The organism is Mesorhizobium sp. dw_380, from assembly GCF_018588885.1.
In the GTDB taxonomy this organism is placed as follows: Bacteria; Pseudomonadota; Alphaproteobacteria; order Rhizobiales; family Rhizobiaceae; genus Mesorhizobium.
Genome location: NZ_JAFFIW010000025.1, coordinates 76,854 through 83,785, shown reverse-complemented (window position 1 = coordinate 83,785; position 6,932 = coordinate 76,854). Strand labels below are relative to the sequence as shown.

General features: G+C 61.3%; 8 protein-coding genes. 2 read left to right on the top strand and 6 right to left on the bottom strand.

All coding sequences use genetic code 11. From position 1 onward, the window contains the following. Positions 1-5 precede the first annotated feature (5 nt). The 5 genes from JT360_RS22365 to JT360_RS22345 all read right to left on the bottom strand — a co-directional run bounded on the left by JT360_RS22365 (position 6) and on the right by JT360_RS22345 (position 4,629). On the bottom strand, positions 6-1,883 hold the full coding sequence (locus JT360_RS22365; protein WP_214474118.1) for an ABC-F family ATP-binding cassette domain-containing protein: 1,878 nt from the start codon (positions 1,881-1,883) through the stop codon (positions 6-8). Positions 1,884-2,019: 136 nt separating this feature from the next. Beyond that, on the bottom strand, positions 2,020-2,469 hold the full coding sequence (locus tag JT360_RS22360; RefSeq protein ID WP_214474125.1) for a Ros/MucR family transcriptional regulator: 450 nt from the start codon (positions 2,467-2,469) through the stop codon (positions 2,020-2,022). A gap of 161 nt (positions 2,470-2,630) precedes the next feature. After that, on the bottom strand, positions 2,631-2,834 hold the full coding sequence (locus JT360_RS22355; RefSeq protein ID WP_214474117.1) for a hypothetical protein: 204 nt from the start codon (positions 2,832-2,834) through the stop codon (positions 2,631-2,633). Next, the gene (locus tag JT360_RS22350; RefSeq protein WP_214474116.1) at positions 2,827-3,750 is read right to left on the bottom strand and encodes a DMT family transporter; all 924 of its coding nucleotides are present in this window, start codon (positions 3,748-3,750) and stop codon (positions 2,827-2,829) included. The genes JT360_RS22355 and JT360_RS22350 overlap by 8 nt, the downstream gene beginning before the upstream one ends. A gap of 45 nt (positions 3,751-3,795) precedes the next feature. After that, positions 3,796-4,629 (bottom strand): hypothetical protein, encoded by an 834-nt coding sequence (locus tag JT360_RS22345; protein ID WP_214474115.1) that lies wholly within the window; start codon positions 4,627-4,629, stop codon positions 3,796-3,798. 112 nt (positions 4,630-4,741) lie between these two features. Between JT360_RS22345 and JT360_RS22340 the strand changes: the two genes are divergently transcribed. Next, entirely contained in the window at positions 4,742-5,701 is a 960-nt protein-coding gene (locus JT360_RS22340; RefSeq protein WP_214474114.1) for a LysR substrate-binding domain-containing protein, read from the top strand. A gap of 64 nt (positions 5,702-5,765) precedes the next feature. Beyond that, positions 5,766-6,356, top strand: a complete 591-nt coding sequence (locus JT360_RS22335) for a GNAT family N-acetyltransferase (RefSeq protein ID WP_214474113.1) — start codon at positions 5,766-5,768, stop codon at positions 6,354-6,356. Positions 6,357-6,403: 47 nt separating this feature from the next. Here JT360_RS22335 and JT360_RS22330 read toward each other — a convergent pair whose 3' ends face one another. Next, on the bottom strand, positions 6,404-6,916 hold the full coding sequence (locus tag JT360_RS22330; protein ID WP_214474112.1) for a DinB family protein: 513 nt from the start codon (positions 6,914-6,916) through the stop codon (positions 6,404-6,406). Positions 6,917-6,932 lie beyond the last annotated feature (16 nt).

The window sequence follows — 6,932 nt, the reverse complement described above, 5'->3', positions numbered from 1 at the left end:
GGTAGTTACTCCGCCGTGCCTTCCTCATATTCGGTCGACATGGTCAGCCATTTTTCCTCGTGGCCGGCCAGCGTCTGGGCGAGCTGCGAGCGTTCCTTGGCCAGCCGCGTTGCCGTCGATGGATCCTTTTCATAGACCGCCGGGTTGGCCAGTTCATCCTCGATGCCGTCGATGCGCTTGCGGATGCGGTCCATCAGCGCTTCGGTGGCGCGGATCTCCTTGGCCAGCGGCTCGAAGGCAGCGCGGCGTGCGGCCGCGTCACGGCGGCGGTCGGCTTTTGACGCCTTGTCCGCCTCGCGCTTGCCGCGGCGGTCGCCGGACACGCCGGTAACCAGCGTCTTATAGTCCTCCAGATCGCCATCGTACGGATTGACCGCGCCGTCCTTGACCAGCCACAGCCGGTCGGCGGTCGCCTCCAGCAGATGGCGGTCGTGCGAGATCAGGATGACGGCGCCGGGAAATTCGTTGAGCGCATGGATCAGCGATTCGCGGCTGTCGATGTCGAGGTGGTTGGTCGGCTCGTCAAGGATGAACAGGTTCGGCCCCTCGAAGGCGGACAGGCCCATCAGAAGGCGCGCCTTCTCGCCGCCGGAAAGGTCCTTGGCGGGCGTATTCATCTTCTCGGTGGAGAGGCCGAACTGCGCGACGCGGCCGCGCACCTTCGATTCCGGCGCCTCCGGCATCAGCCGGCGGACATGCTCGTAGGCGTTTTCCTCCGGCCGGAGATCATCAAGCTGATGCTGGGCGAATATCGCCACCTTGAGGCCAGGCGCCACCGTCATCGTTCCGGTCTCCTGCCTGAGCCGGCCGGACAGCAATTTGGCGAAGGTCGACTTGCCGTTGCCGTTGGCGCCGAGCAGCGCGATGCGGTCGTCGGCGTCGATGCGCAGCGTCATCTTCTTCAGGATCGGCTGGCCCTCGGTATAGCCGACATTGACGTTGTTCAGCGCCACGATCGGGGACGCCACCGTCTTCACCGGCTCGGGGAAGGAGAACGGCCGCACCGAATCATTCACGATCGCCGCGATCGGCTTCATCTTCTCCAGCGCCTTGATGCGCGACTGCGCTTGCCTTGCCTTGGAAGCCTTGGCGCGGAAACGCTCGACGAAGGACTCCATATGCTTGCGGGCGGCTTCCTGCTTGACGCGGCCCTTCTCCTGCAATTCCTTCTGCTCGGTATACTGGCGCTCGAACTGGTCGTAGCCGCCGCGCCAGAAGGTCAGCTTCTTCTGGTCGAGATGGACGATCGAGTTGACGGCGCGGTTGAGCAGGTCGCGATCGTGCGAAATCAGAAGCACCGTGTGCGGGTACTTCGACACATAATTTTCCAGCCACAGCGTGCCTTCGAGATCGAGATAGTTGGTCGGTTCGTCGAGCAGCAGGAGATCCGGCTCGGAAAACAGCACGGCGGCCAACGCCACGCGCATGCGCCAGCCACCGGAGAAGGACGAGGCGGGACGGCGCTGCGCCGCGTCATCAAAGCCGAGGCCGGCCAGGATGGTCGCCGCGCGGGACTCGGCCGAATGCGCGTCGATGTCGGCCAGCCGCATGTGGATGTCGGCGATGCGGTGCGGATCGGTTGCGGTCTTTTCCTCTTCGAGGAGCGCCGTGCGTTCGAGATCGGCCTTGAGCACGATCTCGATCAGCGGGTCCTCGGTGCCGGGCGCTTCCTGCGCCACCTGGCCGATGCGCGTGCTCTTGGGCAGGCTGATCGAGCCGGTCTCGGAGGCGAGGTCACTGGTAATGGCCTTGAACAGCGTCGTCTTGCCGGTGCCGTTGCGGCCGACAAGGCCGGCCTTGGTGCCGGCCGGCAAGGTCAGCGAGGCATGATCGAGAAGCAGGCGTCCGGCCATGCGGAGCGAAAGGTCGTTGATGATAAGCATGGCCGCGCTTTTGCACCGGACATCAACGCTTCGCAAGACCTTGCGGGCCGGTTGGCCGCACAAGGTCTGGAAACGGCAGCCGCAACCGTGCGGTCACAGCAGCCGATCAGTGGCTTGCCATACCGGCCAACAGGCCTCAGACAGTGGCCTTGCCGCGCTTTGTCGCCTTGGCCACGGTGGCCGGTGCCGCCGGCTTGCGCCCAAGCCCTGTCGACTTCGCCAGCGCCGACCGGGTCGCCGAGTAATTCGGAGCGACCATCGGGTAGTCCGGCGGTAGACCCCATTTAGCCCGATAGTCATCCGGGCTCAAACCGTAGTCTGTCCTGAGATGTCGCTTGAGCGATTTGAACTTCTTTCCATCATCCAGGCAGACGATATAGTCGGGAAACACCGACTTTTTCGGATTTACGGCAGGAACCAGGCTCGGGCTTTCAGCGACAGCCGCGCCAGCCAGCTTTCGAACAGAAGCGCTGACACTGGCAATCAGGTCAGGCAGGCCGGAAACCGGAAGCGGATTGTTGCCAACATAGGCAGAGACAATATCGGCGGTGAGCTCGATAACGGTCTTATCCTCGATATTTGACAATTCTTTCACCCTATCTGCGACGAAGTCGTCCACCCCAGCGAAGACTTTTGTCGATGTATCTCTTTAACCGCGTCCCCCAACGGACCGCCAAGTCGCAAAACGAATCAAGACTTGACGTCAACTATTTTTATGGGAAATCGACGTCGCGCAAATTAGAAAATCTAATACTTCGAAGCGGCAGACTTGGTTGTCCTGCCATCGGCCAATATCTCAAGAATACGTTTCCAGCGGGCACAACGCCCGAAATCCTTCTGCTCGATCGCCTTTTCGGCCTTCATCGCCGCGTAAAGCGGTGCCTCGGCGCCAAATTCCTTGATCAGCCAATGTGCTTCCTGCCTGGCGAGACGTTCATTTTCGTCAAACATAATCTTGCGCCTCCGAACGTTCCAGGCCGACCGCGACACAACTGCCGATGACGAGGACGGCTCCGGCAATGGCGGTCGCCGTCAACCCTTCGCCGGACAGCGTCAGCAGCAACGTCGATGCGATCGGCGTGAGATAAGCGACGATAGCGACCCTGCCGCTGCCTTCGAGCTTCAGGGCGCGCGACCAGAAGTAATAACCCAGGCCCATTGGGCCGGCGCCGAGATAGAGCCCGAGGGCCAGATCCACGCCGGTGGGCCAGGCGACGCCTTCGCGAGCGGACCATACGAGCGTCAAGGCGACACCGATCAGCGATGACGGCAACAGCAGGCGGTCGGGCGAAGTGGCGAGCCGTCCCACCATCACCGAATAGAAAGCCATGCAAAGCGCGGACCCGAATGCGGCGAAATAGCCGGCGAGATCGCCCTGGAACCAAGTGCGGTCGCGCCCTCCCGAAATCACCAGCGCGACGCCGACGAAGCCAAGAGCCGCGGCAAGGCCGAGCACGGCCGGACGCCGGGGATTTTCGAAGGCGATCACGGCCGCGGCAACCATCAAAGGCCAGGTGTAGGCCACGAGATTGGCTTCGATCACCGGCATCGAGGCGAACGCAATATATTGCAGCACCATGGTGCCGACCAGACCGACAAAGCCGACCGCGAGCGGTGCCAGTGCGGCCCCGGCGACCGGCGCGGCCTTTTCCCGGCTCATGAACCGAACAAAGGCGAAGACCAGTGCGGCGCCTGCACATTGCAGGAACTGCACCTGCGACACCGGATGGTTCGCCAAGAGGGACTTGCCGACCAGCGCATTGGTCGACCACAAAGCCACCGCGCCGGCTGCGAAGACCAGCGCGGATATCGAGCCCGATCCATGCCGAAAGAGCCGGCCAGGGGCTCTATCTCTGTGTTTGCCCATGATCTTGTCCGAAAACCGGTTGCCACTTTTCGGCATCAAAGGCCGCTACCATGTGTCCCTCGCTCCGCCCGCAACCGGTGCTTCAACGGCGGCCGGCGTCGGGTGCTCCGCCTCGAACCGGCGATAGGCGGGCAACTGGTTGCTCCAGACGTCTTCGGCCAGTTCGTTGACCCATTCGCGGTCGTGATCGTTGTCGGCGGCAAGATAGAACATGCGGTTGTCGTCGACATAGGGCTTGGCCACCGAGCGCTGGTTGAGCACGAGGGTGACGCGCTCGCCAAACCGGATCGGCGCCGTGCGATGCAGGACGCCAAGGAACTGGCCGAGCGTCGCGTAGTTCATTTTGTGATCGATGCGCATGACGCGGTTGCGCGGGATTTCGCGTCCGGATTCAAGGATGGCGCGGCCGGTCTCGGAGTCGTCGCAATAGATTTCGAGATGGCCGCCGACCAGCGGATTGCTGATCGACAATGGAATGAGTTCGGTGACCGGTACGCCGTCGCAATGCCAATCCACGGCACCGTCCCTGGGGTTCATGAAGGTCACCGTCGAGCCGACGATCGACAGCGGATAGGGCTCAAGCTTCGTGCCCATCATGTCGGAAAGCCGCTCCAGGCGCAGCTTGTCATGCAGCAACTCCTTGATTTCCGGGATGAAACGGTCGGCGCCGGTGATGAAGGTCAGATCGAGGTGCTTGTGCACGGCATGGCTGGCCTTGAGCTTCAGGGCGGCTTCCTCGATCGCGGCAAGCAGTGCCGGGTCATAGCCGTGCAGATACTGCGCGACGCCGAAACTCGACACTTTCCAGGCGGTTTCGTGCCCGATAATGGCCTCGCGGCTCATCGCATAGCGCAGTTCGGGTATGGTATGTGCGTTCATTGTACTTCTCCAAGTGGGGGGCAAACACTTGGTTAACAGTCGATTAAATTAGCACCCCCTGTAAAATTAGGAATGCTAGTGCTACCGTAAGCCCAGCTTAAGGTCGAAACCCGTGCGTCTGCTCAGTCAGGTCAACCTCAATTCGCTGAAAATCGTGGAGAGTGCTGCGAGGCACGGGAATTTCACGCGAGCCGGCGAAGAGCAGTTCATCACCGCTTCAGCCGTCAGCCAGCGCGTCAAGAGCCTGGAGGATCAGCTGCGTTTCAAGATTTTCCAGCGCGGCGGCAACGCGGTGTCGCTGACGCCGGAGGGCGAGACCTATGTCTCGCGCGTTCGTGAGGCGCTGGAGCGGATCGTCGCCGCCAGCATGGAAGCGACCGGGCAATCGCAGGAGCACGTGCTGAAGATATCCGTGCTGCCGACCTTTGCCGCGCGCTGGCTGTTTCCGCGCCTGCCGCTGTTCCAGCGGCAACATCCCGATATCGTGATGCGGGTTTCGACCTCATACGCGACGCATGAATTCACGACGTCCGAGTTCGATCTCGAAATCCGCTATGGCGACGGCCATTTCCACGGGCTGCCGTCGGATCTGCTGTTTCGGGAAGACCTGACGCCGGTGTGCAGCCGCAAGCTGTTTCATGAGGTTCTCGGCGACAGGCCGCTGTCCAGGGTCATACCGGACGACCTCAAGCACTTCACGCTACTGCATTCCGACACCTGCACCCAGAACTGGCAATCCTGGCTTGGTTTCGCCGGCGCCAGCTTCGTGCTCAGCGAGACCAAAAGCATCTATTTCGACTCGTGCATGATGTCCTACGAAGCGGCCAACGCCGGAATGGGTTTCGCCGTCGCCAACCGAGCCTATATGGCCAGTGATATCCGCGCCGAGAGGCTGGTCGCTCCCTTCGCCGTCCACCATCCGAATAATGCCGGATGGTATTTCGTCTCCCCCCACAAGAGCCTTGCCGCACGCAAGGTGCTGCTGTTCAAACAGTGGGTCATGGCGGAGGCGGCTTTGACGCAGGGACAATTGGACAACGAAATCAGCAGCTTGGTTTCTGAACCTGTCTGAAGTTCGGAGCGGCCCTTATTTGTCTCCCGATGACCGCCGGCCAAAAATCGAGGACCATTGTTCAATGGACGTCCAATCCGGGCAATGCGCCTTGATCGGCGAAATTATTGAGCTGACGCCCCTTCAGCCGGAACATTCGCGGGGACTTCTGAGTGCGGCCGCGGATGGCGAGCTGTGGAACTTGAAGACTATGGTAGTCCCTCGGCTAGATACGGTCGATGGCTATATTGCCAGCGCCTTGGCGGGACGACATGCCGGGACTGTCATGCCTTATGCAATCGTCTTGCGCAGCACGGGAGCGATTTGCGGCAGTACGCGGTTCTGGAAGATCGATCGCACGAACAGAAAGTTGGAGATTGGACACACATGGCTCAGCGGTTCAGTCCAGCGATCGGGGGTCAATACCGAGGCTAAATACCTTCTCCTGACGTATGCATTTGAGGTCATGGGGTGTGTTCGTGTGCAATTCACCACCGATGAACTCAACGAAGCGTCGAGGGCGGCTATTTTGCGCATAGGGGCAAAACAGGAAGGGATCGTTCGCAACGAGCGGATCATGCCGGACGGCCGGAAACGCAATTCCGTTCGGTTCAGCATCATCGATTCCGAGTGGCCTGACGTGAAGGCCATGCTGCAGCAGAAAATGCGACGATAGCCTGCGCGGGCCACTCACCCTCGAATCCAGAACAAAACGATCCGGAATCAGGCGAAAGCCCTGCCCTCCTCGGTGCGCTGGAAATGCGCCAGATCGAGCGGCACGGATGGGCGGCCCAGAACCGTCAGGATCATATGTGCCTGGCCGCGGTGATGGGTCTGGTGGTTGAAGACGTGAGCCAGCGCGGGGGCCAGACGCTGCGAGACGGTGCGCATGTCCGACAGGGTCATATAGGTGAAGCGGCCCGACAGTGCCTTGTCGCTCAAGCCGCCGAGCCAGTCGACGATCCGCCGGTCCTCCGCCTCTCGCGCCGTCCTCAGATTGGACAAGGCCCGATACAATATGGCGTCCAGCGCCGTCGGCGCTTCGCCCTCGCCGGTGAAGCGCTTCATCCAGATGCGATCGGCGGCGAGCAGGTGGTTGAGCGTTCCCATCAGCGAGCCGAAAAAGGCGCCGACATCGCGATTGAATTCCTCTTCGTCGAGATCGGCGGCGGCATCGTAGATGCGGCCATTGGCCCATTGATTGTAGGCCGCAAACATCATGAAGTGCTGTTTCATCTTTTCTCTCGCCGCG

Coding starts and splice junctions, on each gene's coding strand:
- JT360_RS22365 (WP_214474118.1), bottom strand. CDS start 1,883: ATGCTTATCATCAACGACCTTTCGCTCCGCATGGCCGGACGCCTGCTT.
- JT360_RS22355 (WP_214474117.1), bottom strand. CDS start 2,834: ATGTTTGACGAAAATGAACGTCTCGCCAGGCAGGAAGCACATTGGCTG.
- JT360_RS22350 (WP_214474116.1), bottom strand. CDS start 3,750: ATGGGCAAACACAGAGATAGAGCCCCTGGCCGGCTCTTTCGGCATGGA.
- JT360_RS22345 (WP_214474115.1), bottom strand. CDS start 4,629: ATGAACGCACATACCATACCCGAACTGCGCTATGCGATGAGCCGCGAG.
- JT360_RS22335 (WP_214474113.1), top strand. CDS start 5,766: ATGGACGTCCAATCCGGGCAATGCGCCTTGATCGGCGAAATTATTGAG.
- JT360_RS22330 (WP_214474112.1), bottom strand. CDS start 6,916: ATGAAACAGCACTTCATGATGTTTGCGGCCTACAATCAATGGGCCAAT.